20 protein-coding genes are annotated in these 24,978 nt (G+C 71.2%); 8 read left to right on the top strand and 12 right to left on the bottom strand.

Annotated elements, in window-relative coordinates; all coding sequences use genetic code 11:
• Positions 1-114 precede the first annotated feature (114 nt).
• On the top strand, positions 115-1,824 hold the full coding sequence (locus DIZ27_RS03315) for a chitinase (RefSeq protein WP_109376746.1): 1,710 nt from the start codon (positions 115-117) through the stop codon (positions 1,822-1,824).
• A 75-nt stretch (positions 1,825-1,899) separates the two neighbouring features.
• Here DIZ27_RS03315 and DIZ27_RS03310 read toward each other — a convergent pair whose 3' ends face one another.
• The 5 genes from DIZ27_RS03310 to DIZ27_RS03290 all read right to left on the bottom strand — a co-directional run bounded on the left by DIZ27_RS03310 (position 1,900) and on the right by DIZ27_RS03290 (position 8,140).
• Positions 1,900-3,219, bottom strand: a complete 1,320-nt coding sequence (locus DIZ27_RS03310) for an MFS transporter (RefSeq protein WP_219933582.1) — start codon at positions 3,217-3,219, stop codon at positions 1,900-1,902.
• Positions 3,220-3,292: 73 nt separating this feature from the next.
• Positions 3,293-4,378, bottom strand: coding sequence for a phosphotransferase family protein (locus DIZ27_RS03305; protein WP_258308213.1), 1,086 nt, complete (start codon positions 4,376-4,378; stop codon positions 3,293-3,295).
• Positions 4,378-5,613, bottom strand: coding sequence for an acyl-CoA dehydrogenase family protein (locus DIZ27_RS03300; protein ID WP_109376745.1), 1,236 nt, complete (start codon positions 5,611-5,613; stop codon positions 4,378-4,380). Before DIZ27_RS03300 ends, DIZ27_RS03305 begins: the two co-directional genes overlap by 1 nt.
• A gap of 34 nt (positions 5,614-5,647) precedes the next feature.
• On the bottom strand, positions 5,648-6,451 hold the full coding sequence (locus tag DIZ27_RS03295) for an SDR family oxidoreductase (RefSeq protein ID WP_109376744.1): 804 nt from the start codon (positions 6,449-6,451) through the stop codon (positions 5,648-5,650).
• 3 nt (positions 6,452-6,454) lie between these two features.
• On the bottom strand, positions 6,455-8,140 hold the full coding sequence (locus DIZ27_RS03290; protein ID WP_109376743.1) for a class I adenylate-forming enzyme family protein: 1,686 nt from the start codon (positions 8,138-8,140) through the stop codon (positions 6,455-6,457).
• Between the two features lie 215 nt (positions 8,141-8,355).
• Between DIZ27_RS03290 and DIZ27_RS03285 the strand changes: the two genes are divergently transcribed.
• From DIZ27_RS03285 to DIZ27_RS03270, 3 genes are all read left to right on the top strand, one after another.
• Entirely contained in the window at positions 8,356-9,042 is a 687-nt protein-coding gene (locus tag DIZ27_RS03285) for a TetR/AcrR family transcriptional regulator (RefSeq protein WP_109376742.1), read from the top strand.
• 494 nt (positions 9,043-9,536) lie between these two features.
• Positions 9,537-10,049: a SigE family RNA polymerase sigma factor gene (locus DIZ27_RS03275; RefSeq protein ID WP_109376740.1), complete on the top strand. Its 513-nt coding sequence runs from the start codon at positions 9,537-9,539 to the stop codon at positions 10,047-10,049.
• 103 nt (positions 10,050-10,152) lie between these two features.
• Positions 10,153-11,406 (top strand): hypothetical protein, encoded by a 1,254-nt coding sequence (locus tag DIZ27_RS03270; protein ID WP_109376739.1) that lies wholly within the window; start codon positions 10,153-10,155, stop codon positions 11,404-11,406.
• A 3-nt stretch (positions 11,407-11,409) separates the two neighbouring features.
• Here DIZ27_RS03270 and DIZ27_RS03265 read toward each other — a convergent pair whose 3' ends face one another.
• Entirely contained in the window at positions 11,410-12,747 is a 1,338-nt protein-coding gene (locus DIZ27_RS03265) for an Nramp family divalent metal transporter (RefSeq protein ID WP_109377005.1), read from the bottom strand.
• A gap of 206 nt (positions 12,748-12,953) precedes the next feature.
• Between DIZ27_RS03265 and DIZ27_RS03260 the strand changes: the two genes are divergently transcribed.
• Entirely contained in the window at positions 12,954-14,291 is a 1,338-nt protein-coding gene (locus tag DIZ27_RS03260) for a M14 family metallopeptidase (protein ID WP_109376738.1), read from the top strand.
• 36 nt (positions 14,292-14,327) lie between these two features.
• Here DIZ27_RS03260 and DIZ27_RS03255 read toward each other — a convergent pair whose 3' ends face one another.
• The 5 genes from DIZ27_RS03255 to DIZ27_RS03235 all read right to left on the bottom strand — a co-directional run bounded on the left by DIZ27_RS03255 (position 14,328) and on the right by DIZ27_RS03235 (position 19,150).
• Positions 14,328-15,050, bottom strand: coding sequence for a hypothetical protein (locus tag DIZ27_RS03255; protein WP_109376737.1), 723 nt, complete (start codon positions 15,048-15,050; stop codon positions 14,328-14,330).
• Positions 15,051-15,191: 141 nt separating this feature from the next.
• A complete protein-coding gene (locus tag DIZ27_RS03250) occupies positions 15,192-16,727 on the bottom strand; it encodes a GntP family permease (protein ID WP_109376736.1) in 1,536 nt (511 codons plus the stop codon).
• A gap of 139 nt (positions 16,728-16,866) precedes the next feature.
• Complete coding sequence (locus tag DIZ27_RS03245) at positions 16,867-17,277, bottom strand: RidA family protein (RefSeq protein WP_109376735.1); 411 nt, start codon at positions 17,275-17,277, stop codon at positions 16,867-16,869.
• Positions 17,274-18,047 (bottom strand): IclR family transcriptional regulator, encoded by a 774-nt coding sequence (locus DIZ27_RS03240; RefSeq protein WP_109376734.1) that lies wholly within the window; start codon positions 18,045-18,047, stop codon positions 17,274-17,276. Before DIZ27_RS03240 ends, DIZ27_RS03245 begins: the two co-directional genes overlap by 4 nt.
• Complete coding sequence (locus DIZ27_RS03235; RefSeq protein ID WP_109376733.1) at positions 18,044-19,150, bottom strand: sugar kinase; 1,107 nt, start codon at positions 19,148-19,150, stop codon at positions 18,044-18,046. Before DIZ27_RS03235 ends, DIZ27_RS03240 begins: the two co-directional genes overlap by 4 nt.
• A gap of 221 nt (positions 19,151-19,371) precedes the next feature.
• On the opposite strand from DIZ27_RS03235, the gene DIZ27_RS03230 reads away from it, so the two are divergent.
• Together DIZ27_RS03230 and DIZ27_RS03225 are read left to right on the top strand one after the other, a co-directional pair.
• Positions 19,372-20,649, top strand: a complete 1,278-nt coding sequence (locus DIZ27_RS03230) for an amino acid deaminase (RefSeq protein ID WP_109376732.1) — start codon at positions 19,372-19,374, stop codon at positions 20,647-20,649.
• Positions 20,650-20,661: 12 nt separating this feature from the next.
• Complete coding sequence (locus DIZ27_RS03225) at positions 20,662-22,272, top strand: amidohydrolase family protein (RefSeq protein ID WP_109376731.1); 1,611 nt, start codon at positions 20,662-20,664, stop codon at positions 22,270-22,272.
• Positions 22,273-22,294: 22 nt separating this feature from the next.
• On the opposite strand, the gene DIZ27_RS03220 is transcribed toward DIZ27_RS03225, so the two are convergent.
• Complete coding sequence (locus DIZ27_RS03220) at positions 22,295-23,257, bottom strand: serine protease (protein ID WP_109376730.1); 963 nt, start codon at positions 23,255-23,257, stop codon at positions 22,295-22,297.
• A 483-nt stretch (positions 23,258-23,740) separates the two neighbouring features.
• On the opposite strand from DIZ27_RS03220, the gene DIZ27_RS03215 reads away from it, so the two are divergent.
• Positions 23,741-24,952 carry a pyridoxal phosphate-dependent aminotransferase gene (locus DIZ27_RS03215; protein ID WP_109376729.1) on the top strand — a complete coding sequence of 404 codons (1,212 nt, stop codon included), beginning with the start codon at positions 23,741-23,743 and terminating at the stop codon, positions 24,950-24,952.
• Positions 24,953-24,978 lie beyond the last annotated feature (26 nt).

Below are 24,978 nucleotides of genomic sequence, written 5' to 3'. Positions count from 1 at the left end.
GGGGCCGATGAATGGTCCGGACCCATTGACAAGCCTATTGGTCTGGACCATTTTGTATCCCCAGCGGTGGCCACCATCGTTCCCTCCTCTCCTTCTCCCCCACCGGAGGCCCCAGTGGATCGCGCACCCAGCACGCCAGGACCCAGGCGCAGACGTCTGTGGGCGGGCGCCCTCGTCTCCGCCCTGGCTCTCACCCTCCCCCTCGCAGGCGCGGGCCAGGCGGTCGCGGCGGACGTCAACAACGTCAGGAACGCCGGCTTCGAGGCGGGCCTGAGTAACTGGACCTGCTCGGCGAACAGCGGGACGACCGTCTCGTCCCCCGTGCACGGCGGCACGGCCGCGCTCAAGGCCACACCGTCCGGACAGGACAACGCCCGCTGCACGCAGACCGTCGCGGTGCGGCCCGACTCCACGTACTCCCTGAGCTCCTGGGTGCAGGGCGGCTACGCCTACCTGGGCGTGACCGGCACCGGCACGACGGACGTCTCGACCTGGACCCCGGACTCCAGCAGCTGGAAGCATCTGACGACGAGCTTCCGGACCGGCTCCGCGACCACCTCGGTGACCGTCTACACCCACGGCTGGTACGGGCAGCAGGCCTACTACGCGGACGACCTGTCGGTCTTCGGCCCCGACGGGGGCGGTGGCGGTGACCCGCAGCCCACGGTCCCGGCCACGCCGGGCGGCCTCAGCGTCTCCGGTACGACGTCCTCGTCGGTGTCGCTGGCGTGGAACGCGGTGTCGGGCGCGACCGGTTACACCGTCTACCGCGACGGTACGAAGGTGACGGCGGTGTCGGGCACGTCGGCGACGGTGACCGGCCTCGCGGCCTCGACGTCGTACTCCTTCCAGGTGGCCGCCACCAACGCGGCGGGCGAGTCGACGAAGTCGACGGCGGTGACGGCCCGGACGAGGGAGAACGGTGGCGGAGGCGGTGGTCTGCCCAAGCACGCGGTGACCGGCTACTGGCAGAACTTCAACAACGGCGCGGCGGTGCAGCGCATCTCGGACGTCCCGGCGCAGTACGACATCATCGCGGTCGCCTTCGCCGACGCGACGGGCACGCCGGGAGCGGTCACCTTCAACCTGGACACGGCCGGCCTGAACGGCTACACCGTCGACCGGTTCAAGGCGGACGTGCGGGCCAAGCAGGCGGCCGGCAAGAAGGTCGTCATCTCGGTGGGCGGCGAACTGGGCACCGTGTCGGTGAACAACCCCACCTCCGCGACGAACTTCGCGAACTCCGTGTACGCCGTGATGCAGGAGTACGGCTTCGACGGCGTCGACATCGACCTGGAGAACGGTCTCAACGCGACCTACATGACGCAGGCGCTGCGGTCGCTGTCCGCGAAGGCGGGCCCGGGCATGATCCTGACGATGGCTCCGCAGACCATCGACATGCAGTCCACGTCCAACTCCTACTTCCAGACCGCGCTGAACGTGAAGGACATCCTCACAGTCGTCAACATGCAGTACTACAACAGCGGTTCGATGCTGGGCTGCGACGGCAAGGTCTACAGCCAGGGCTCGGTGGACTTCCTGACCGCGCTGGCCTGCATCCAGCTGGAGGGCGGCCTCGACCCGTCCCAGGTGGGCCTCGGCCTCCCGGCCTCCACCCGCGGCGCGGGCAGCGGCTACGTCTCCCCGGCCGTGGTGAACAACGCCCTGGACTGCCTGACGCGCGGCACCAACTGCGGCTCCTTCAAGCCCTCCAGGACCTACCCGGGCCTGCGCGGCGCCATGACCTGGTCCACCAACTGGGACGCCACCGCCGGCAACGCCTGGTCCAACGCGGTCGGCCCCCACGTCCACGCCCTGCCGTAACCCGTAAGAGGGAGTGGTCCGGTCTCGGCACGCTCGGTTCTCCGGGTGCCGAGACCGGACCTCCGGGGGCGCGCCTCAGGCGTTCTTCAGCTCGATGCCCTTGGTCTCCTTCATCAGGTAGACGGCGACACCGGTGCAGAGACACAGCACCATGATGTAGAACTCGGACAGCTGCGCCATCTTCAGGTCGATGAAGAGCTGGTTGAGGTAGGGGGCGGTACCGCCGAAGAGGGCGACGGAGATGGAGTAGGCGAAACCGATGCCCTGGGTGCGCACCTTGGTCGGGAAGGTCTCCGACATGGTGGCCGACAGCAGCGCGCCGGGGATGGCCACGATGACGAGCGCCACCGTGGCGGCGACGAAGAGCGTCCAGCCCGCCGAGCCGATCATCCCGGTGAGCGGCATGTGCAGCGCCGTCATCAGCACCACGAAGCCGATCAGCATCGGTCGGCGGCCGACCCGGTCGGAGACGTGTCCCCACAACGGCAGCGTCGCCAGCGCGATGCACTGGGCCGCGACGGAGCACCAGTAGGCGACGCCGGGGTCCATGCCGTGCTGGGTGATGGCGTAGGTGGAGACGTACGAGGTCCAGGTGTAGTGGGCCGAGGTGATGCCGGACGTCATCAGGATGACCAGCAGCACCGACCGGGTCACCTGCTTGCGGGAGACCTGCCGGCCGGCGTCCTCCGGGCCGGACTGCTGGTTCTCGAACACGTCGCTCTCGTCCATGCTGCGACGCAGGTACAGCGCCGCCAGCGCGAGGAACGCGCCGAGGAAGAACGGGATGCGCCAGCCCCAGTCGGCTACGGCGCTCTCCGTCAGGGTGGAGGTGACCACGCCGCCCACGGTGTAGGCGACGACGGAGCCACCGAAGATGGCGACGAAGACGATGCTGCCCCACATGCCGCGCCGGTGGCTGGGCGCGATCTCCGCCACGTAGGTGTTGGCGGTGGCGGACTCGCCGCCGTGCGCGAATCCCTGCACCACCCGGGCCAGCAGCAGGATCAGCGAGGCCCAGGCGCCGATGGAGGCGTACGAGGGGAGGAAGCCGATGACGAGGCTGCCGCCGGCCATCATCAGCATGGTGGTGACCAGCACGAACTTGCGCCCGCGCCGGTCGGCGACCCGGCCGAAGACGATGCCGCCCAGGGGCCGCATGAGGAAGCCGACCGCGAAGACCGCGAGGGTGGACAACAGCGCGGACACCGAGTCCTGGGAGTTGAACATGGCCGTGGCGATGAACGGAGTGAAGACGGCGTACGCGCTCCACTCGTACCACTCGAGGACGTTGCCGACCGTGCTGGCGATGAGGGACTTGCGCTTGGCGCGCAGCGAGAGCCCGGTCTGGGCTCCGGCTCCGTCCGGCGCACCACGATGTGTCTGTACGTCGCTCACGAGAGCTCCTTTGCTCTGGGGCGGGCAGGGGCGAGGGCAGTGCGTCACGGCGATGCGTGGTGAGGGGGCACGGTCAGCGGGCGGCGTGGGCGGCGGCCGCCTCCAGCAGGAGGGGCACCCCTGTCTCCAGCGACGGTCCGAAGGTGCGGTCGTGCGGGCGCTCCCCGCGCAGCCACCGGGTGTGGATGGCCTCGCAGAAGATCGCCGCCTTCCACAGCGCGAGCGTCTGGTACCAGGGGAGGGCGGTGAGATCGAGGTGGTCCATGCCCGCGTGGTAGCGCCGGACCAGCTCGGCGCGCGTCGGATACCCCTCCTCGCCTGTGACGGGGGTGAGTTCGAGCGGGGTGACGGGTTGTCCCGGCTCGGCATACGTGGCCGTGAGGTAGCCGAGGTCGGCCAGGGGATCGCCGAGGGTGGCCATCTCCCAGTCGAGGACGGCCAGCAGCCGGGGCGGGCCTTCGGGCGCGAACATCAGGTTGCCCATGCGGTAGTCGCCGTGCACCACCGTGGCGGCCTGGCTGACGGGCAGGTTGCCGGCGAGCCAGTCGGCGAGCCGGGCCACCGCCGGCAGGCTGCGGGTGGTGTTGACCTCCCACAGGCCCGCGAAGCGCTCCACCTGCCGGGCCAGATAGCCCTCGGGCCGTCCGAAGGAGGCGAGTTCGCCCCGGGTGACGTCGACGCGGTGCAGGCCGACGAGGGCGTCGACGACCGCCAGGCCGGTGGCCCGGCGCCGTTCCGGTGTGTCGAGGTGGGCGGGGACGGCGTCGGTGATGACGGTGCCGTCGAGATGCCCCATCAGGTAGAAGGGCACTCCGAGCACCGAGTCGTCCTCGCAGATGGCGAGGATCTCCGGCACCGGCACTCCGTGGCCGCCCACGGCCTGCTGGATCCGGGCCTCGCGGACCATGTCGTGGGTGGACCTGGGCAGCGGCGGGCGCGGCCCGCGGCGCAGGACGACGGAGGCGTCGCCGCGCCGGAGCAGATAGGTGACGTTGGAGTGACCGTCGCCGATGCGTCCCCAGGCGAGGGGGCCGCTGCCGATGCCGTGCTTGTCGAGGAAGTCGGTGATCTCGTCGACGACGAGCAGGGGCGGGACGGTCAGCCGGTCGGCGGTCTCCCGATCGGCGACGACCTCGATGCCGTCGGGGGTGGTGTGCATCAGGCTTCCCCGCCCCGGACGGTGGCGGTGCCCTGGTGGCGTTCGCCGGCCTCCACTTCGGCGCGGCGCCGCTTGGCGGTGCGGCGGGCGATCGCCCACTTGTGGGTCTCGGTGGAGCCGTCGTAGATGCGGAACGGGCGGACCTCGTTGAGGTACTGGGCCAGCGGCAGCCCGTCGGAGACGCCGTCGCCGCCGCACAGCTGCACCGCCCGGTCGATGACCCGGGAGATCGCCTCCGAGCAGTGCACCTTGGCGACCGAGGACAGCGCGGAGCCGGCTCTGGGGTCGCTCGCCAGCAGCTCGGCCGTCTTGGTGATGATCGCGTCGGAGGTCTCGATGTCGATGACGGACTCGGCGATGAGGTTCTGCGCCAGGCCGAGCGAGTTCATCGGAGCACCGAACAGCTCCCGCCGTTCGGCCCGGTCGAGGGCGATGTCGAGGGAGCGCCGGGCCAGCCCGAGCCATCGCATGCAGTGAGTGAGCCGTGCCGGTCCGAGCCGCACCTGCGCGTACCGGAAGCCCTGGCCGACCGAGCCGAGGACGGCGTCGTCGGGCACGAGGCAGTCCTCCAGGTGGACGTGCGGATGGCCGCCGTCGATGTAGCGGTCGACGGTGTGGACGGGGGCGCCGACCCGGATGCCGGGGTTGTCCATGTCGACCAGGAACATGGTGGCGCCCTCGGGTGCGTCCCCGGTCTCGGGGGTGCGGGCCATCACGATGCAGAAGCCCGCGCCGACGGCCCCGCTGATGAACCGCTTGTGCCCGTTGATCACCCAGCCGCCCTCCGCCCGTACGGCGGTGGTGCGCAGCGCCGCCGGATCGGAGCCCGCGCCGGGGTGCGGCTCGGTCATGCCGAAGCAGGAGCGGATCTCGCCTGCGGCGAGCGGGACCAGGTAGCGCTTCTTCTGCTCCTCGGTGGCGATGAGGTGGAGCATGTGCATGTTGCCCTCGTCGGGGGCCATGCAGTTGAGCACACTGGGGCCGATGGGCGAGTAGCCCGCCTCCTGCAGGACCGGTGACCAGTGCTCGACGGACAGGCCCTGGCCCCCGTACTCGGCCGGCATGTGCGGGGCGAAGACCCCGGCCTCCTTGGCCGCGGCCTGCAGCCGGTCGCGTGTGGCCTTCTCCAGGCGTTCGCCGGGGACGGGCTCGGCGTCGACGACGGTCTCACGGATGAAACGGCGGGTGCGCTCGCGCAGCTCCTCCACCGCGGACGGCAGGTGGCTGGTGGGCATGCTCGGATCCTTTCGCTGATCGGGTGCCGCGAGGTCAGGCGGTGCCGCCGGCGACCGCGAGGCCGCCGTCGACGGTGAGGACATGGCCGGTGACCCAGGAGGCGTCGTCGGAGACGAGGTAGGCGACGGCGGAGGCCACGTCGGCGGGTGCGCCGAGCCGCCGCATCGGGTAGCCGGCGGCGACCTCGTCCTCCCTGTCCTGGTAGAGCGCCTCGGCGAAGCGGGTCTTGACGACGGCCGGGGCGACGGCGTTGACACGGACGTCCGGGCCGAGTTCGGCGGCCAGGGCACGGGTGAGGTGCGAGACGGCGGCCTTGCTGACGCTGTACAGGCCGATGCCGGGGGCAGGCGTGTCACCGGTGACGGAGGAGAGGTTGACGACGGTGCCGCGGCGCTCGACGAAGCGCAGCTGCGGGTGGGCGAGAGCGGCCTGCACCCAGGCCAGCGTGGCGAGCACGTTGACCTCCAGCACCTTGCGGGCGACGTCGAGGCCGATCTCGGTGACCGGGCCGTAGGCGGGGTTGATGCCGGCGTTGTTGACCAGGATGTCGAGGCCGCCGAACTCCCGCGCCACGGTGTCGAGGACCTCGGCGCGGTGCTCGGGGTCGTCCGCCTTGCCCGCCACGGTGAGCACACTGGCGGCGGGCAGCGTCCGGGCGGCCTCGCGCAGCGGTTCGGGCTTGCGGGCGGTGATGCACACCCGCGCGCCCTCGGCCACCAGGCGTTCGGCGATGGCCAGGCCGATACCGCGGCTGGCTCCGGTCACGACGGCGGTGCGTCCGGCGAGGCGGCCCGTTGCCCGCGTGGCCTGGTTCTGGTCGGCGTGGTGGTGCTGCACCGGTCAGCCTTTCGTCGTGGTGTCAGGGCGGTCACGGTCCGCCGCCCCGCGCAGTTCGGTGCGGCGGATCTTGCCGCTCTGGGTCTTGGGGAGCTCGGCACGGATGTGCAGCTCGGTGGGGCGTTTGTACGCGGCCAGCCGTTCGCGGGTGAAGGAGATCAGCTCTTCCGGGCTGGCCGTGGCACCGGCGGTGAGCGAGACGTAGGCGACGACGGTCTCGCCGCGGTAGTCGTCCGGCTGCCCGACCACGGCGGCCTCGTGCACCGCCGGGTGCTCGTAGAGGGCGTCCTCGACCTCACGCGGCCAGACCTTGTAACCGGAGGCGTTGATCTGGTCCTTGAGCCGGTCGACGAGATAGATCCACCCCCGCTCGTCGATGATCGCGCCGTCGCCGGTGCGCAACCGGCCGCCCGGCATGGTCTGTTCGGTGGCGGCGGGCTGCCGCCAGTAGCCGGGGATCACCTGGGGGCCGCTCAGTTCGAGCTCCCCCTGTTCGCCGGGGGGCAGCGGATTGCCGTCGAGGTCGACGACCCGGGCGGTGAGGTTGGGCAGCGGGACGCCGATGGAGAGGGTGCCGCCGGCCTCGTGCACGGGCGCGGTGGTGCCGGGCGGCACGGCGATGACGGCGGAGGTGGTCTCCGTCATGCCGTAGATGTTGTGGATGTAGACGCCGAATCGTTCCCGGAACCGGTCGACCGTGGCGGGCGGGATGGGGGCGCCGCCGGAGAAGAGGTGCTTGGCGGTGGCGAAGTGCTCCGGCCCGGCGTGCTCCACCGTGGACAGCGCGTTGTACGCGGTGATCGAGCCGACCGTGTGGGTGACCCGGTGCTCGACGAACGCGTCCAGTGCCACGTCGGGGCGGAAGCGGCCGGTGAGGACCAGGGTGGTGGGGGTGATCAGCGAGACGACCGCGTTCACCACCGCCCCCGTGATGTGGAAGAGCGGGGCCAGCGCGTACACCGCGTCGCCGTCGCCCAGATCGGCCCAGGCGGCGTTGGTGAGCGCCACGTTGAGGACGTTGCCGTGGGTGTTCATGGCGCCCTTGGGCGGGCCGGTGGTGCCGGAGGTGTAGGTCAGCAGGGCCACGTCGTCGCGGGTGAGATCCACCGGCTCGGGACTGCGGCCCGCGAACTCGCGGAGGAGGGCGGCGAGATCGCCGTCGGGGGCGGGAGCGGGACGCTCGGTCGAGGGGAAGGCGCGCGGGTCGTCGCGGGTCTGGAAGTCCAGCGCCGACGTACTGATCGTCCAGCGCACCGAGCTGCCGGCGAGGGTCCCGCGGGTCTCCTCGACGTCGGTGTCCGCGCAGACGATGCCGACGGCCCCGGCGTCGTCGATCAGGCGGCGCAGCTCGCCTCGGCGGTACATCGGGTTGAGGAGGAGCGCGGTGGCGCCCAGTTTCCACAGGGCCAGCAGCACCAGGGCGTACTGCGGGACGTTCTGCAGGTAGATGCCGACCCGGTCACCGCGCCGGGTGCCGCGGGCCGCGAAGGCTGCGGCCAGTGCGTCGGAGGCGGCGTCCGCCTCCCGGGCCGTCAGCGCGCCGTCGAAGTAGCGCAGGGCGACGGCGTCGGGGTCGCGCGCCACCCGGGCCCGCCACGCGGCCGTCAGGGAGTCGTGGCCGACCGTCATTTCCGCCGGCACCGCGGCCGGGTACAGCTCCCGCCACGGACGCGCCTCGGGCATCGACATCTCCCGCTCCCTCCACCGGCTCCGAACAGCCCGGGGTATGCTGGACAACGTACCGACCGAGCGCTCGCTCGGTATTGCAGGTGAGGATCTACGGGGCGCGTCAGCGTGTCAAGGGGGTGCGCGGTGGAGGGCTCCCGGCGGCGGTCGCCCGGCAGAACGGGCGCAGCGCCTGTGCATACTTACGTACCGGCACGAGCACACGCGGCGAGGAGAGCATGACCGAAGCCGACGCACTGACCACCGGCGGAGCTGCCGCGACCGGAGACGACGGGGCCGGAACCACGGCGGACTGGAGGCTCTACACCAGTGACGGCCTTCCGCCCGTCCTGGGGGCCGCCCTGGCCTGTTTCGTGGAGCAGGGGTACCACGGCACCACGATCCGGGAGGTGGCGGCGCGGGCCGGCCTGTCGGTGCCGGGGGTGTACCACCACTACCCGTCGAAACACGCCCTGCTGGTCGGCATCGTCACCCGGGCGATGGCGGAGCTGTGGGAGCGCAGCACAGCGGCACTGGAGGAGGCCGGACCGGACGTCGGGAGGCGGCTGGACCTGCTGGTGGAGTGCCTGGTGCTGTTCCACGCGCACCGGCGGGACCTGGCGTTCATCGCGGCGAGCGAGATCCGCAGCCTGCTCGACGACGACCGCACCACTTACCTCCAGGCCCGCGACCGGCAGCAGCGCCTGATGGACGCGGCCATCGAGGAGGGCGTGGCGCGGGGGACGTTCACGACACCGTACCCCCGCGAGGTCAGCCGGGCGATCGTCACGATGTGCACTGCGGTGTCCCAGTGGTACCGCGTGGACGGCAGGCTCTCCCCCTCCGAACTGGCCGCCCGCTACCGCACCATGGCCCGCATGACCGTCGGCGCGGCACCGCTGGGACCGTCCGCGCCGTCCCCCTGACCGGCTTCCCCGACTCACGGGCCATGGCGTCGGGAGGCCCGGTCGGCCGACTGCGGTGAGGAAGCCGGCTGCTTCCGCCTCGGAACCGATCGCCCTCGGTTCCGGCTACATCGCCATGGCCGGAGCCGAGGACGACCACCTCACCGACAGCCGGAACGCCCTGCGGCGCGGGCAACGCCTGGTCCAACGCGGTCGGCTCCCACGTCCACGCCCTGCCGTAACCGAACCCCCTCCCACCGCCCCGCCTTGCGGGCGCCGCTCCGCCCGCATTGTTCCGGGAGCACTGCACACCCTTCCGAAAGCGTGAGCACTTCGGCTGCCGCTGTCCGAATGCCGCTCATTTGGGCGCTTACGTGACAGTTGGCCGCCAAGTGCTCACGCTTTTCGGCAACCTGCCCTGCACCGCCCCACCTGCTGTGACGTTCGGGTGAAACATTTCCCCGGGCCACCGCATCAGAGAAGTGAGAGTGGCGGGGCGCGGGAGGGGCGTACTGATGGGGCAGGGCGGACGCATGGACGGATACAGGGAGTTCGCGGCGGCGCGGGCCGGGCATTTGTACCGGTCCGCGTGCCTGCTCACCGCCGGTGACACGCACCTGGCCGAGGATCTGGTCCAGGAGACCCTGGGGCGGGTGTACGTCCGCTGGGGGCGGGTGGCCCGTGCGGACAACCCCGCCGGGTACGCGCAGACCGTTCTCACCCGCGCGTTCCTGGCCCACCGGCGGCGGCGCAGCAGTACCGAGCACTCGACCGCCGAGTTCCCGGATCTGCCGGGCGCCGCCACCGACGACCCGTCCCTGCGGCTCACCCTGCTCGACGCCCTCGCCCGGCTGCCCGCGAAGGACCGCGCGGTGATCGTCCTGCGGTATTGGGAGGACCGCTCGGTCCAGGAAACCGCCGACACGATGAACGCCAGCCCGGCGGCGGTGCGGACGCGCAGCGTGCGCGCCCTGGCCCGGCTGCGGGAACTGCTCGGCGAGGAACTCGGTGAGTACGCCCGGTCCTGACCGGCCGCAGGCCGTCCCCCTCCTCATTCCTCCGTGTTCACCTCAGTTCACCTCCGTTCACCTCAGTTCACCTCAGCTCACCTCACGGAAGCGGTGGTTCGTCATGTCCGTCGACCAGCACAGCGACCCCTTCGAGGAGCGGCTCTCCTCCGCTCTGCACGACACCGGCAACGCCTTCGAGGCCGACCGGGGCGCCCTCACCGACGGGGGGCAGGCTCGCGGAAGGCGGATGCGGGTGCGGCGGCGGGCCGCCGTCCTCGGAGGTGCGGCCGGGATCGCGCTCGTGGGAGTGGGCGGGGCGCTGCTCGTGCCCGGCGGGGGCGGGGAGAGCGGGCGGGCGTCGGCAGCCTCGGGAGCCGAGGTCACCGCCGCCGCCCAGGGCACTCCGGCACCCGTCTCCGGTGAGGAACTCATCCGCACGCTGAAGGGACTCCTTCCCGACGGGGAGTTCAGCGGGGAGCAGGGGCGCGGGACCGACGCGGCCTTCGAGCCGTTCGCCCAGGTCGTGTACGACGACGGCAAGGGACCCGCCGTCGTCTCCGTCAGTCTCGGCCGCGTCGAGCCAGGGACCTCCCAGGCCCGCCAGGCCACCCGGTGCCCGGACAAGGTGTTCACCCCGTACGACAGTTGTGCCACCAGCACCCTGGCGGACGGGTCGAAGCTCATGCTGTTCAAGGGGTACGAGTATCCGGACCGGCGCGTGGACACCAAGTGGTGGAACGCCGTGCTCGTCACGCCCCAGGGGCAGCAGATCAGCGTGAGCGAGTGGAACTCGGCCGCCGAGAAGGACGCGCCCATCAGCCGGCCCACGCCCCCGCTGTCCGCCTCGCAGCTCAAGGAACTCGCCACGGCTCCGCAGTGGCGGTCCGTCGTCGACGCCCTTCCGGAGAGGGCCGGGAAGCCGTCCGCGGAATCAAGCGCACCGCCGCCGCGTGCCGACGGCCCGGTGATCCGGGAGACGCTCGCCGAACTCGTCCCCGACCGTGTCGAGGTGGTGTCGAAGGGCGGCCAGGATTCGGAGTACGCCTATCTCGTCCTCGACGACGGCAAGGGGAAGAGCTTCGTCCAGATCAACGTCCAGCACGACATGCTCGATGTCGCCGACCAGCTCTACGGATCCGCCGAGACGCTGGACGACGGAACCCTGGTGGCGACCCGGCAGGGGCCGGGTGAGAAGGGCGCCGCCGGGGTCGTCATGTGGACCGTCGACACCATGCGGGCCGACGGCAGGCGTGTGGTGATCAGCGCCTTCAACACCGGTGCTCAGCACGAGGACGCCACGCGCGACGCCCCCGCGCTGAGCATGGAGGAACTCCGGGCGATCGCCCTCAGCCCGCGGTGGGACGATCTGACCTGACCGCTAGAAGAACTCCGACCAGGGCTGGTCCCAGACCTGTTTGACGCACAGGACCAGGAAGAGGAGGCCCGCGATGGCGAGCATGGTGTTGCTGAGGGGGCCGTTGCGCCATTCGCGGGGAGTGCGGGCGGAGTTGAGGAGCCAGACCAGGGTGAGGGCGAGGAAGGGCATGAAGGCGGCGCCGAGGACGCCGTAGATGATGATCAGGCGGAACGGCTGGCCTTCGAACAGCAGGATCATGGGTGGGAAGGTCAGCCACAGCAGGTAGGCACGGAACGGCCAGGACTTCTCCGGGCCGCCGGAGGCGATGGCCTCGCCCGTCGACGGCTTCGCCTTCTTCCGGCCGCGGGCCACGAAGTCGGCGAACATCAGGCTCACCCCGTGCCACACGCCGATCAGTGACGTGAACGAGGTGGCGAAGAAGCCGATCAGGAAGAACTTGGCCGTCGTGGCACCGTACTTGTCCTCCAGGATGTCGCTCAGCTGGATCAGGCCCTTGTCCCCGCCGGCGATCGCGACACCGGCGGAGTTCAGGAGTTCGGCGCCGACGACGAGCATCGCGATCACGAAGATGCCGGTGGTGAGGTAGGCGACGCGGTTGTCCAGCCGCATCACCTTCATCCAGCCGGAGTCGGTCCAGCCCTTGGCGTTGATCCAGTAGCCGTACGCGGCCAGCGTGATCGTGCCGCCCACGCCGCCGATCAGGCCGAGGGTGTAGAGGACCGAGTCGTCCGCGTCGGGCAGGACCGGGAGCAGTCCGGCGAAGGCGTCGCCCAGGTTCGGGACCACCCTGACCGCCAGGTAGACCGTCACCGCGAACATGACGCCCACCAGGACCGTCATGACCTTCTCGAAGACCGCGTACCGGTTGAACCAGACGAAGGCCAGGCCCACCAGGGCGCAGGCGATGCCCCACCACTCGAGGTCCATCACGCCCGGGAAGAGGGCCTGCAGGGGCAGGGCGCTCGACGACATCGCCGCCGCGCCGTAGACGAAGCCCCAGATGACGACGTAGACGCCGAAGAAGTACGTCGTCCAACGGCCGAGGCTCGCCCAGCCGTCGAACAGGGTGCGGCCGGTGGCCAGATGCCAGCGACCCGCGGCCTCGGCGAGGGAGATCTTCACCAGGCAGCCGATCACCGCCGCCCACAGGAGGGTGTAGCCGAAGCTGCTGCCGGCGATGAGGGTGGCGACCAGGTCGCCGGCGCCCACCCCGGTCGCGGCGACGACGATGCCGGGGCCGATGTGGCGCCAACCGGACTTGCGGGGCTGGGGTCCGGGGCCGTGAAGTGGCGCCCCGGTGTCCTGGATGTTTCCCGTGTTTCCCGTGGTGTCCGCCATGAGGGCAAGAAAGCCGATGGAGGCCGGTCGGACAAGGGGGCGTGCGGGGATCTTCACCGGATGCACCTGGTCGGGTGGCCGAATGGTCGAATGATCGACCGACATGACGGTATTGACCTGATCATGTCATGCGCGCAAGATTGCGGCACCGTACACCGCACCAGGCACGTCGCCATGGACAACCCCACCTCCCACAAGGAGACTTCATGCGACTTCGCACACGCGGCAGACGCTCCGCCGTGCTCGCCGCACTCCTCGCCCTCGCCCTCGCCGCGCCCGTGTCGATGACGGCCACTCAGGCCGACGCCGACAGCGCGGAGCCGGCGGCGGCCTCGGCCGACGACATCCGCCAGTACGAGATCCATCAGCGCACGACTCCCGTGACCCGTACGGAGATCCAGCGGGCCGGGGTCACCGTGGACGAGGCCGACGAGGAGACGGTGGTCGTCTCCGGCCGCGCTGACCAGATCCGCACCCTGCGCCGGCAGGGTTACGAGGTCACGCCGTTGGGCGCCGCTCCCGACCGCTCGACCGCCGCCGACGGTCTGCGGCTGTTCGACTTCCCCTCGGCCGACTCCCGCTACCACAACTACGCCGAGATGAACGCGGAGATCGACCAGCGGCTGTCGGCGTACCCGAACATCATGAGCAAGCGGGTGATCGGCCGCTCCTACCAGGGCCGGGACATCGTCGCCATCAAGATCAGCGACAACGTGACGGTGGACGAGAACGAGCCCGAGGTCCTGTTCACCCACCACCAGCACGCGCGTGAGCACCTGACCGTCGAGATGGCGCTGTACCTGCTGCGCGAACTCGGCGCGGGATACGGCAGCGACTCGCGGATCACCAACATGGTCAACGGCCGGGAGATCTGGATCATCCCGGACCTCAACCCGGACGGCGGCGAGTACGACATCGCCACCGGCTCCTACCGCTCCTGGCGCAAGAACCGGCAGCCCAACTCCGGTTCGTCGTACGTCGGCACCGACCTGAACCGCAACTGGAACTACCGCTGGGGCTGCTGCGGCGGCTCCTCCGGCTCCACGTCCTCCGAGACCTACCGGGGTTCGGCTCCCGAGTCCGCGCCCGAGGTGAAGGTCGTCGCCGACTTCGTGCGCAGCCGGGTCGTGGGCGGGGTGCAGCAGATCAAGGCAGGCGTCGACTTCCACACGTACAGCGAGCTGGTGCTGTGGCCGTTCGGCTACACCTACTCCGACACCACGACCGGGATGACGGCCGACGACCAGGCCGCCTTCCGGACGGTCGGTCAGAAGATGGCCGCGAGCAACGGCTACACGCCGCAGCAGTCCAGCGATCTGTACATCACGGACGGGTCGATCGACGACTACCTGTGGGGCACGCACAAGATCTTCGGCTACACCTTCGAGATGTATCCGAGGTCCTCGTCGGGCGGCGGCTTCTACCCGCCCGACGAGGTCATCGAGCGGGAGACGTCCCGGAACCGGGACGCCGTCCTGCAACTCCTGGAGAACGCGGACTGCATGTACCGCTCCATCGGCAAGGAGGCACAGTACTGCCGTTAGCGGCGCCGCCGCCCGGCGCGAGGAGTCGTCGCGGTGCTAGGACTTGTCCTCCTTCGCCTTCACGTCGGCCTTCGCGTCGGCGTCCGGCTCGGACTTCCCGGCGTCCGCGTCGGCTTCCGCGTCCGCGTCGGCTTCCGTGTCGGGCGTGTCCGCGTCGGGCGAGTCCGTGTCGGACGCCTCGGGCTCGGGCGCCTCGGGCTCCGGTGCCTCGTCGTCGAAGTAGGCGTCCAGGACCGCGTCCAGCTCCGTGTCCCACTCGGCGAAGCGGCTTCGGGACGCGGCCTCGATCTCCAGCGGGTACCAGCGCCTGTCCGTGGTGTGGACGGTGACCGTGTAGCGCTTGCCGAAACGGGCGGTCTCCGTCTCCACCGCGCCGATCTCGTCCCAGCGGAAATGGCACTCCTGGTCGTCCAGGTGGAGCCATACGCCACCGTGGTCGGCGACGATCCTGGCGCGGCGGTCGGACGCCTCGAAGACCGGGCCGTCGGGGACGGGCTCCTCCTCCTCGGAGGCGTCGGACTCGCCGGAGGCGTCCGAGGCGCCGGCGGCCTCGGGCTTCTCCGGTGAGGTCCTCTCCTCGGACTCCGCCGCCGTATCCGCGTCCGCCTGCTCCGACGCCGCCTTCGAGTCCTCCGGCTCCACCTCGTCCTTCACGTCCGCCTTGCGGCCGGACGCGGGGGCGGTGAGCCCGGGGATGAAGGCCGGGTCGAATCCGGCGCCTTCCAGGGGCTGGCTGCTCGAACCTATGCGCTGCTCCACACCGGAGGAGTATGGTCGACGATCCTGTGCGGGACACAGCCAGCCCCTGTTTTCGTTATCAGACGCCTACATGGGACCCACCGTTCGCACCAATCGGACGATGATCCGACAGGACGCGCGGGCCGGATTCGGCGGGCCGGGTCAGACGGCCAGGCTGAGCGCCGCCGCGACCACGAAGCCGGCCACCGACAGGACGCTCTCCAGCACCGTCCACGTCTTCAGTGTGTCCCGCTCGCTGATGCCGAAGTACTTGGCGACCATCCAGAACCCGCCGTCGTTGACGTGCGAGGCGAAGATGGAGCCCGCCGAGATGGCCATGATGACGAGGGCCACGAACGCCTGGGAGTAGTCCCCCTCGGACAGCAGCGGGGCCACGATGCCCGCCGTCGTGACGATCGCCACCGTCGCCGAGCCCTGCGCGACCCGGAGCACCACGGAGATCAGGTACGACAGGACGATCACCGGCAGCCCGACGTCGTTGAACGTGTCGGACAGCGCCTGGGCGACCCCGCTCCCCTTGAGGACCGCGCCGAAGACACCGCCGGCGCCGACGACCAGCAGGATGTTGCCGACCGGCTTCAGCGAGGACGTCGAGACGGTCTCCAGGGACTTGCGGGACCAGCCGCGCCGGATGCCGAGCAGGTAGTACGCCATGAACAGGGCGATGGTGAGCGCGACGAACGGGTGGCCGAAGAACTCGACGACCGAGCGCAGCGTCGACTCCTCCAGGGCGATCGAGGAGAAGGTCGCGGCGAGGATCAGCAGGAGCGGCGTGCCGATGATGCCGAGGACCGTGCCGAGCGGCACCGGCGTCTCGCGCGGCTCGACTCCTTCCCCCAAGCTCTCGGCTTCGCTCGAGCAGGGGGCGCCCCCAGCGCGCTGCTCGTCGAGGACGGCCTGCTTGGACTCCTCGGCGGCCTCGACCATGTCCTGCGGTACGGCGACGAAGATCCGCTTGCCGATCCAGGCGGAGTAGACCCAGGCGGCGACGACGGCCGGGATGCCGGTGACGACGCCCATGAGGATGACCCAGCCGAGGTCGACGCCGAGCAGTCCGGCGGCGGCCACCGGGCCGGGGTGCGGGGGCAGGAAGGCGTGGGTGACGGACAGGCCCGCGAGCAGCGGCAGGCAGTAGAGCAGGATCGACTTGCCGGAGCGCTTGGCGGCGGCGTACACGATCGGCGCGAGGACGAAGATGCCGACGTCGAAGAAGACCGGGACACCGAAGATCAGACCGGTCAGGCCCATGGCGAGCGGGGCCCGCTTCTCGCCGAACACGCCGAGCAGCCTCGAGGCCAGCACCTCGGCGCCGCCGCTGACCTCGAGGATCGCGCCGAGCATGGTGCCGAGGCCGATGATGATCGCGACATGGCCGAGAATGCCGCCCATCCCGGACTCGATGGTGGACACCGCGTCCGAGCGCTGGACCGTGCCGAAGAGTTCGGTGACCGACAGGCCGGCCATCAGGCCGACGGCTATGGAGACGCCGAGCAGCGCGACGAAGGGCTGCACCCGCGCCTTGATGATCAGGAAGAGGAGCAGTGCGATGCCGATGGCGGCGACGGTCAGCAGACCGGCGGTGCCGTCGATCAGCAGGAGCAGCCCTTCGGTGTGCGGGGGTGCCTCGGCCGCGGCGTCAGCGGCGAGCGAAAAGGATGGTCGAGACAGTTGGGACATTCGGGGGTCCTCTGCTGGAGCACACGAAGCTTTTGGGCATGGGGGACCGCGGCACGGCGTCCCGGGGGTGGTGGACGCCGTGCCGTGGCACACGAGGTGTGAGGGGGGTACGGAAAAACGAAGAGGAAGGGAGCGCGCGTCAGCCCAGTACGGCCAGTGCGTCGATCTCGATGAGGAGCCCCGCGGGCAGGCCGACGTAGACGGTCGTGCGCGCGGCGGGCGGCTGGGTGAGGCCCTGCTCCTCGAAGTAGGTGTTGTAGATCTGGTTCATCTCGGCGAAGTGGTCCACGTCGGTGAGGTAGACGCGGATCATCATCACGTCGTCCCAGGTCGCGCCGCCCTCTTCGAGGATCGCCTTGACGTTGGCGAGGGTCTGGAGGGTCTGCTCGCGCAGGGCGGGACCGGCGGGCGTGGGCGCCTTGCCCTCCTCGGCGGGGAGGAACCCGACCTGGCCGGCGACCTGGAGGATGTTGCCCTTCCGCACGCCGTGGGAGAACTTCGCGGGCGGGGTGGTGTGGGTCTTCGGGGTGAGCGCGATCTTGTCGGTCATAGGGTTTCCCTGTCGGATCGATGCACGGGCGTCCTGCCGGAGTACTCGCCGCTGATCGCGTCCGCGGTGCGGCGGACCAGCGGGAGCAGGGTGAGGAGTTCGTCGGCGGTGACGACGACGTTCGGCGCGGAGACCGACATCGCGGCGATCACCCGGCCGTCGGCGCCGCGGATCGGCGCGGCGACGCAGTTGATGGACTCCTCGTGGCCGCCGAGGTCGGTGGCCCAGCCCTGTTCGCGCACCTTCTCCAACTCCCGCAGGAACGCGGTCGGGTTGGGTGTCGAACGGGACGTGTACATGGGGTAGTCGAGCTGCTCCGCGAGGGCGCGGCGCTCGGGCTCGGGCAGGTCGGCGAGGAGCAGCTTGGCCACGGCGGCGACGGTGATCGCGACGGGCTTGCCGATCCGCGAGTACATGCGCACCGGGTAGCGGCTCTCCACCTTGTCGATGTAGAGGACCTCGTTCTCCTCGTACACGGCGAGGTGCACGGTGTGGCCGCACCGCTCGTTGAGGCGGGCGAGGTGGGGGTGGGCGATCTCCCGGACGTCGAGGTTCTCCATCGCCTCCTGGGCGAGGGCGAAGAGGCGGGCGCCGAGCCGGTAGCGCTGGTCGGACTGGCGGTAGACGAGTCCGTGCTCGTGCAGGGTGCGCAGCAGCCGCAGCGCCGTGGACTTGTGCACGCCCAGGCGGTCGGCGACCTGCCCGAGGTCGGCGGGGCCCTCGGCGAGCAGCGGCAGGATGCTCAGCGCACGGTCGACGGTCTGGCTCATGGGGTACGTCCCTCCTCCTCGGCCCGGTCCGCGTGGCCCGCGTCCGGGTGCGCGCCCGCGGGGTCGGTCTCGGTCCAACCGGGGCCGAGACGCAGTCTCCCCCACGCCGGGTCGTCCAGGGCGGCCAGCCGGTCGGCCAGGTCGCGGGCGGGGGGTGCGGCGAGGTCGCCGGAGGTGGTGAGGGCGGCGGCGGCCGCGAGGTGGCCGTGCCGGAGCCGGTCCCGTACGGGCAGGGCGCGCAGGGTGGCGGAGAGGAACCCGGCGGCGAAGGCGTCGCCCGCGCCGACGGCGGCCACGACGTCCACATCGAGGGACGGGGCGAAGACCGCGGCGCCGGCGTCGGTCCCGTCCGGGCCGTAGGCCGTCGCGCCGCGGCCGCCCTGCTTGACGACCAGGGTCTCCGGTTCCGGCAGTGCCTCCCGTACGGCGGCGGCGTCCCGCAGGCCCCAGGCCTCGCGTGCCTCGTCCTCGCCCACGAAGACGATGTCGGCGCCGCGGGCCAGTTCCAGCAGTACCTCGGGGCCGTGGGCGGCGCTGTCGCGCCACAGTCCCGGCCGGTGGTTGACGTCGAAGGAGACGAGCGGGCGGCCGGGGCGGCGGGCGGTCAGCTCCCGCAGGAGGTCCAGGCAGCCGGCGGAGAGCGCGGCGGTGATGCCGGACAGGTGCAGGACGCGGGCGGCGCGGGCGGCGGCCAGGTCGACGGTGCGGGGGGTCATCGCGGAGGCGGCGGAGCCGGCGCGGTAGTAGGCGACCTCGTGGGCGTCGGTGGCGCGGTCGCCGGCGGTGCGGAAGTAGACGCCGGTGGGGCGGTGCGGGTCGCGCCGGACGTACGACACGTCGACGCCGTACTCCCCGATGGTCCGGACGAGGTGGTCGCCGAAGCCGTCCTGGCCGACCGCGCTGATCCAGCGCGCCGGGTGCCCGGCCGCCGCGAGCACGCACGCGGTGTTGGACTCCGCGCCGCCGATGGCCCGTTCGAAGGAGGGCACGTCGGCCAGGGGGCCCGGCCGGGAGGGCAGGAACGTCACCATGGACTCGCCCAGCGCGACGACGTCGACGACCTCCACGACGTCGGGGGCGGTGCGGGGTCCGGTGGCGGTCACGATGGCGGGGCTCCTCGGCGTGGCGGGGTCGGGCGGCGGGGGCGGTGGCGGGCGTCCACGGTGTCGCCCGCGGTGCCGTCCGCGGCGGTCGCGTGGGCGGTTGCGGTGGTGGCGGGGACGCGTTTCCGTTGACCCCGCGTGGCCGAGATGTTAGACAGCCGTAAGCGACGTACGCAATGGGTGTTGCAGAGAGTGCAACACACCAGATCAGGGAGGCTCTGATGGTCCTCGACCCCGGCTCCGACAGCTACCAGCACCTCACCGAGGAACGCGTCGACCACCGTTTCAAGGGCCTCCCGCCGGACGCCGCCGGGCTGACCGTCGGCGAGCTGGCCGCCCAGCACCGCAACCTGTTCACCGGCGGTTTCACCACCCCGGTGCTCGCGCTGTCCGCCGAGCGCCTGGAGCACAACCTGAAGCTGATGGAGACGTACGCGGCCCGGCACGGCCTCGCCTTCGCCCCGCATGGCAAGACCTCCATGGCCCCGCAGCTCTTCCGGCGCCAGATCGAGCACGGCGCCTGGGGCATCACGCTCGCGGTGCCGCACCAGGCGCGGGTGGCGCGGGTGTTCGGTGTCCAGCGGATCTTCCTGGCCAACGAGGTGGTGGACACGGCGGCCCTGCACTGGGTCTCCGGCGAGCTGGACGCCGACCCGGACTTCCGCTTCGTCTGCTACGTCGACTCCGTGCGCGGCGTCGAGCTGATGGACACCGCGCTGGCCGGGTCCGCCCGCCCGGTGGACGTGGTGATCGAGCTGGCCGCCGGCGAGGGCGCCCGGACCGGGGTGCGCACGGAGGCGGAGTGCGCCGCCGTCGCCGACGCGGTGGCGGGCGCGCGCGGTCTGCGGCTGGTCGGGGTCGCCGGGTACGAGGGCGAGGTGCCGGACGCCGACCCGGAGCGGGTGCGGGCGTGGCTGCGGCGGCTGGTGTCCCTGGCGGTGGACTTCGACAAGGCGGGCCGGTTCGCGGGCCTGAACGAGATCGTGGTGAGCGCGGGCGGCAGCGCCTGGTTCGACGCGGTGGCCGACGTCTTCGCCGAGATCCCCGAACTCTCCTCCCCCGTACTGAAGTTGCTGCGCTCGGGTGCGTACGTCTCGCACGACGACGGGCACTACAGCGCGGTGACGCCGTTCAACCGGGTACCGGAGGAGGGCGCGCTGGAACCCGCGTTCCGGCTGTGGACGCAGATCGTGTCCCGCCCGTCCGCCGAACAGGCCTTCGCCAACGCCGGCAAGCGGGACGCGGCCTACGACCTCGACCTGCCGTTCGCCCAGGTGATCCGCCGGGACGGCGCCGAGCGTCCGGCGACCGGCGTCTCGGTGGTCTCCCTCTCCGACCAGCACGCCTGGCTGCGCACCACCCCGGAGACCGACCTGGAGGTCGGCGACTGGCTGGGGCTCGGGCTGTCGCACCCGTGCACCTCGTTCGACAAGTGGGTACTCATTCCCGTGGCGGAGGCGGACGGCACGGTGGTCGACTACATCCGCACGTTCTTCTAGGGGGGCCGCGGCATGGAGGAACTCGTCATCCGGGACGCCGATGTCGTGGACGGCTCCGGCGGCCACGCCTACCGCGCGGACGTGGTCGTCGACGGCGGCCGGATCGTCTCGATCGTGAAGGAGGCGGCGGCAGCGGGCTGTCAGCGCCCGAAGGCCCGCCGCGAACTGGACGCCGAGGGGCTGGTCCTGGCCCCCGGCTTCATCGACATGCACGCGCACAGCGATCTGGCGCTGCTGCGCGACCCCGACCACAGCGCCAAGGCGGCGCAGGGCGTCACCCTCGAAGTACTGGGCCAGGACGGCCTGTCGTACGCGCCGGTCGACGACCGCACGCTCGGCGAGGTGCGCTCGGCCATCGCCGGCTGGAACGGCGGCGGGGACGACGTCGACTTCGACTGGCGGTCGGTGGGCGAGTACCTGGACCGGCTCGACGCGGGCATCGCGGTCAACGCCGCGTACCTGATCCCGCAGGGCACGGTCCGCGCGCTCGCCGTCGGCTGGGAGGACCGGGAGGCGACGCCCCAGGAGCTGGACCGGATGCGGCAGTTGGTCGCGGAGGGGATGGAGCAGGGCGCGGTCGGCATGTCGTCGGGGCTGACGTACACGCCCGGCATGTACGCCAAGGAGGCCGAACTCACCGAGCTGTGCCGGGTGGTGGCGCGGTACGGCGGCTACTACTGCCCGCACCACCGCTCCTACGGCGCGGGCGCGCTCGAGGCGTACGAGGAGATGGTGGCGCTCACCCGGGAGGCGGGCTGCGCGCTGCACCTGGCGCACGCGACGATGAACTTCGGCGTGAACAAGGGCAGGGCGCCCGAGCTGCTGGCGCTGCTGGACGAGGCGCTGGCCGCCGGCGCCGACATCAGCCTCGACACGTACCCGTACACGCCGGGCTGCACCACCCTCGTCGCGATGCTGCCGAGCTGGGCGAGCGAGGGCGGCCCGGAGGAGACGCTCAGGCGGCTCGCGGACGACGGGACGGCCGAGCGGATCCGGCACCACCTGGAGGTGACCGGCTCGGACGGCTGCCACGGGGTGCCCATCGAGTGGGACACCATCGAGATCTCCGGGGTGGGCGACCCCGCGCTCGGCGAGTACGTGGGCCGCACGGTGCGGGAGTCGGCCGCGCTGCGCGGGGAGAGCCCGTGGGCCCTCGCGCGTGAGCTGCTGCTCAAGGACAGGCTGGCCCCGTCGATCCTGCAGCACGTCGGCCACGAGGAGAACGTGCGGGCGATCATGCGACACCGGGTGCACACCGGCGGCTCGGACGGCATTCTCCAGGGCGCCAAGCCGCACCCGCGCGCGTACGGCACGTTCCCGCAGTATCTCGGGCGGTACGTGCGGGAGTTGGGTGTGCTGTCGCTGGAGGAGTGCGTCGCGCACCTGACGTCTCGGCCGGCCGCCCGGCTGCGGCTCGCGGACCGCGGACTGGTCCGCGAGGGGTACAAGGCCGACCTGGTGCTGTTCGACCCGCGGACGGTGGCCGCGGGCTCCACCTTCGAGCAGCCCCGGACACTCCCCGTGGGCATCCCGTACGTGCTGGTCGACGGGCGGTTCGTGATGGAGGACGGGCGGCGCACCGACGTACTGGCGGGGCGGGCGGTCCGCAGGTCTCCCCGCTGACCACCCGCCCGCGCCGGGCGGGTCACGGCTTGGGCAGGGTGCAGCCGCTCGCGTACAGGTCGAGCTTGCCGTCCAGGCCGAAGCAGGCGGTGAACGGGTAGGTCTGCTGGGCGTAGTTGATGCCCCGGCGGACCGTGACGGCGCCGTTCTCGTCGACCTCGCACGGGTTGTTCATCGTGCAGCGCCCGCCGTCCGTGTTGCCGGTGTTGTTGACGGCGACCACCTTCCCGGTGGCGTCGTCGACGACCGGCGAGCCGGAGGTGCCGCCGATGGTGTTGCAGGCGGGGGTGTAGCGGACCGAGTCCTTGAAGGTCCAGCCCGCCTCCTTCAGCCGGTACGCGAACCCGTCGACGGAGCAGTTGTAGATCCGCTTCCAGTATCCGGAGGGCACGCTGACGGCCGTGCCGGCCGCCGGGCGGGTGTCGGCGAGCGTGAGCGCGTCGATGCCGTACGCGCTCTTGATCTGCGCGTAGGTGGTGCCGAGGCGGTAGACCGCCGCGTCGGTGTCGGTCATGGTCGCGTAGACCAGCCGGTCGGCGCGCAGGGTGGCGACCTTGGCACCGGAGGCGTTCAGCAGTCCGAAACTTCGGCCGGACGCCCGGTCGACGAGCACCTCGCCGGCCCCGGGGAAGCCGCTCTCCAGGCAGTGGCCGTTGGTGAGGACGAGCGCGGGGTCGTCGGCCGCCGAGTCGGGCATGCGGACGACTGAGCCGGAGCAGTTGCTGAGCGAGACGGTGCCCGCGAGGTTCACCGCCCCGGCCCGCGGCGCGGTGAGTCCGGCCACGGTCTCCGACGCGGTGTCCGTCACGGTGGAGACGACGTTGTCGACCACGCCGTTGACGACGTCCGGCACCGCGGTCGAACCCGCGCCGGTGCCCGTGGCCGTGTCCGCGCCCGTGGGGGTGGGCGCGGCGGCGACCGCGGGCGTCGCACCGGCCGCGGCCAGGGCCAGGGCGCAGAGCGCGACGACGAGAGGTTTTCTCATATGGGGGTCCCCTCTTGCGACGGAGGTGGCGCGGATTCCTCCGGCCACCCACAGAATTGTCATGTGCATTTTCAGCACGCCCGCGTCGAGAGGACAAGCCCTTGTTTCCGGCCGGTAGGTTCACGGGGCCGCCCGGCCGTCACCCGCGCCCACCTGGGTTCTTCGGACTTCCTCGACCCCATCCGGGACGGTCACGGAAGTCGCCCGAGCCAGGGTCTCCCGGATCTGTGGAAGGGGAGGCGGCCGACGTGAAAAAGGTCGGTGTGGAGGTGGTGGAGGCGTCGGACTGATACACGTTCGGGGGAACTCGGGGCGTCGAGCGCCGCACCCCTCGGACCGCCCGAGAGGACCCGGGCCGGGCGCCGCACCGCGGGGAAGCGGGCGCCCACAAGGGCCCCGCGCGGACCCCACGACCCGAACCGACGCATCTCACGTGGCGGATGACACGGCGCGCGGGGCATTACCGAGTCGTAAGCTCCCAGCATGCAGGTGATCCAGTCGACCAAGCTCGCCAACGTCTGTTACGAGATCCGGGGCCCGGTGCTCGAGGAGGCGATGCGGCTGGAAGCTGCCGGTCACCGCATCCTCAAGCTGAACACCGGAAACCCGGCCGCGTTCGGCTTCGAGTGCCCGCCCGAGATCCTCGAGGACGTCCTGCGCAACGTGTCGTCGGCGCACGGCTACGGCGACGCGAAGGGGCTGCTGGCCGCGCGCCGGGCGGTCGTCATGCACAACCAGACCCTCGGCATCGAGACCGACGTCGAGCACGTCTTCATCGGCAACGGCGTCTCCGAGCTGATCGTGATGGCGATGCAGGCGCTGCTGGACGACGGGGACGAGGTGCTGGTCCCGGCGCCGGACTACCCGCTGTGGACGGCCGCCGTGTCCCTGTCGGGCGGCACGGCGGTGCACTACCGCTGCGACGAGCAGGCCGACTGGATGCCGGACCTCGCCGACATCGAACGCAAGGTCACCGACCGCACCAAGGCGATCGTGATCATCAACCCGAACAACCCGACCGGCGCGGTGTACGACGAGGCGATGGTCAAGGGCCTGACCGACATCGCCCGCCGCCACAACCTGCTGGTCTGCTCGGACGAGATCTACGACAAGATCCTCTACGACGGCGCCGTCCACACCCCCACCGCCTCCGTCGCCCCCGACCTGCTCACCCTCACCTTCAACGGCATGTCGAAGGCGTACCGGGTGGCCGGCTACCGGGTGGGCTGGATGTCGGTCTCCGGGCCCCGCGCGCACGCCGACTCCTACATAGAGGGTCTGACGATCCTGGCGAACATGCGCCTGTGCGCGAACATGCCGGGCCAGCACGGAGTGGTCGCCGCGCTCAGCGGACGCCAGACGATCAACGACCTGGTGCTGCCGGGCGGCCGGCTGCGCGAGCAGCGGGACGTGGCGTACGAACTGCTGACCCAGATCCCGGGCGTGACCTGCGTGAAGCCGAAGGGGGCGCTGTACCTCTTCCCGCGCCTCGACCCCGACGTCTTCAAGATCAGGGACGACCGGCAGATGGTCCTGGACCTGCTGCGCAGCGAGAAGATCATGGTCGTGCACGGCACCGGCTTCAACTGGACGGAACCCGACCACTTCCGGGTGGTGACCCTGCCGTCGGTCGACGACCTGCGGGACGCGGTGGGCCGGATCGCCCGTTTCCTGGACGGCTACGGCCAGCTCTGACGGGGTGCGCGCTCACCCTGTGTGTC

It is taken from the genome of Streptomyces sp. NWU339 (assembly GCF_003143855.1).
Classification (GTDB): Bacteria; Actinomycetota; Actinomycetes; order Streptomycetales; family Streptomycetaceae; genus Streptomyces.
This window is presented reverse-complemented; position numbering and strand designations above follow the sequence as displayed.

What these genes read in the sequence shown, in the direction of transcription:
- DIZ27_RS03250 (WP_109376736.1), bottom strand. Translation starts at nt 16,727, where the DNA reads ATGTCCCAACTGTCTCGACCATCCTTTTCGCTCGCCGCTGACGCCGCG.
- DIZ27_RS03265 (WP_109377005.1), bottom strand. Translation starts at nt 12,747, where the DNA reads ATGGCGGACACCACGGGAAACACGGGAAACATCCAGGACACCGGGGCG.
- DIZ27_RS03230 (WP_109376732.1), top strand. Translation starts at nt 19,372, where the DNA reads ATGGTCCTCGACCCCGGCTCCGACAGCTACCAGCACCTCACCGAGGAA.
- DIZ27_RS03270 (WP_109376739.1), top strand. Translation starts at nt 10,153, where the DNA reads ATGTCCGTCGACCAGCACAGCGACCCCTTCGAGGAGCGGCTCTCCTCC.
- DIZ27_RS03225 (WP_109376731.1), top strand. Translation starts at nt 20,662, where the DNA reads ATGGAGGAACTCGTCATCCGGGACGCCGATGTCGTGGACGGCTCCGGC.
- DIZ27_RS03305 (WP_258308213.1), bottom strand. Translation starts at nt 4,378, where the DNA reads ATGCACACCACCCCCGACGGCATCGAGGTCGTCGCCGATCGGGAGACC.
- DIZ27_RS03300 (WP_109376745.1), bottom strand. Translation starts at nt 5,613, where the DNA reads ATGCCCACCAGCCACCTGCCGTCCGCGGTGGAGGAGCTGCGCGAGCGC.
- DIZ27_RS03260 (WP_109376738.1), top strand. Translation starts at nt 12,954, where the DNA reads ATGCGACTTCGCACACGCGGCAGACGCTCCGCCGTGCTCGCCGCACTC.
- DIZ27_RS03220 (WP_109376730.1), bottom strand. Translation starts at nt 23,257, where the DNA reads ATGAGAAAACCTCTCGTCGTCGCGCTCTGCGCCCTGGCCCTGGCCGCG.
- DIZ27_RS03245 (WP_109376735.1), bottom strand. Translation starts at nt 17,277, where the DNA reads ATGACCGACAAGATCGCGCTCACCCCGAAGACCCACACCACCCCGCCC.
- DIZ27_RS03215 (WP_109376729.1), top strand. Translation starts at nt 23,741, where the DNA reads ATGCAGGTGATCCAGTCGACCAAGCTCGCCAACGTCTGTTACGAGATC.
- DIZ27_RS03290 (WP_109376743.1), bottom strand. Translation starts at nt 8,140, where the DNA reads ATGTCGATGCCCGAGGCGCGTCCGTGGCGGGAGCTGTACCCGGCCGCG.
- DIZ27_RS03275 (WP_109376740.1), top strand. Translation starts at nt 9,537, where the DNA reads ATGGGGCAGGGCGGACGCATGGACGGATACAGGGAGTTCGCGGCGGCG.
- DIZ27_RS03285 (WP_109376742.1), top strand. Translation starts at nt 8,356, where the DNA reads ATGACCGAAGCCGACGCACTGACCACCGGCGGAGCTGCCGCGACCGGA.
- DIZ27_RS03240 (WP_109376734.1), bottom strand. Translation starts at nt 18,047, where the DNA reads ATGAGCCAGACCGTCGACCGTGCGCTGAGCATCCTGCCGCTGCTCGCC.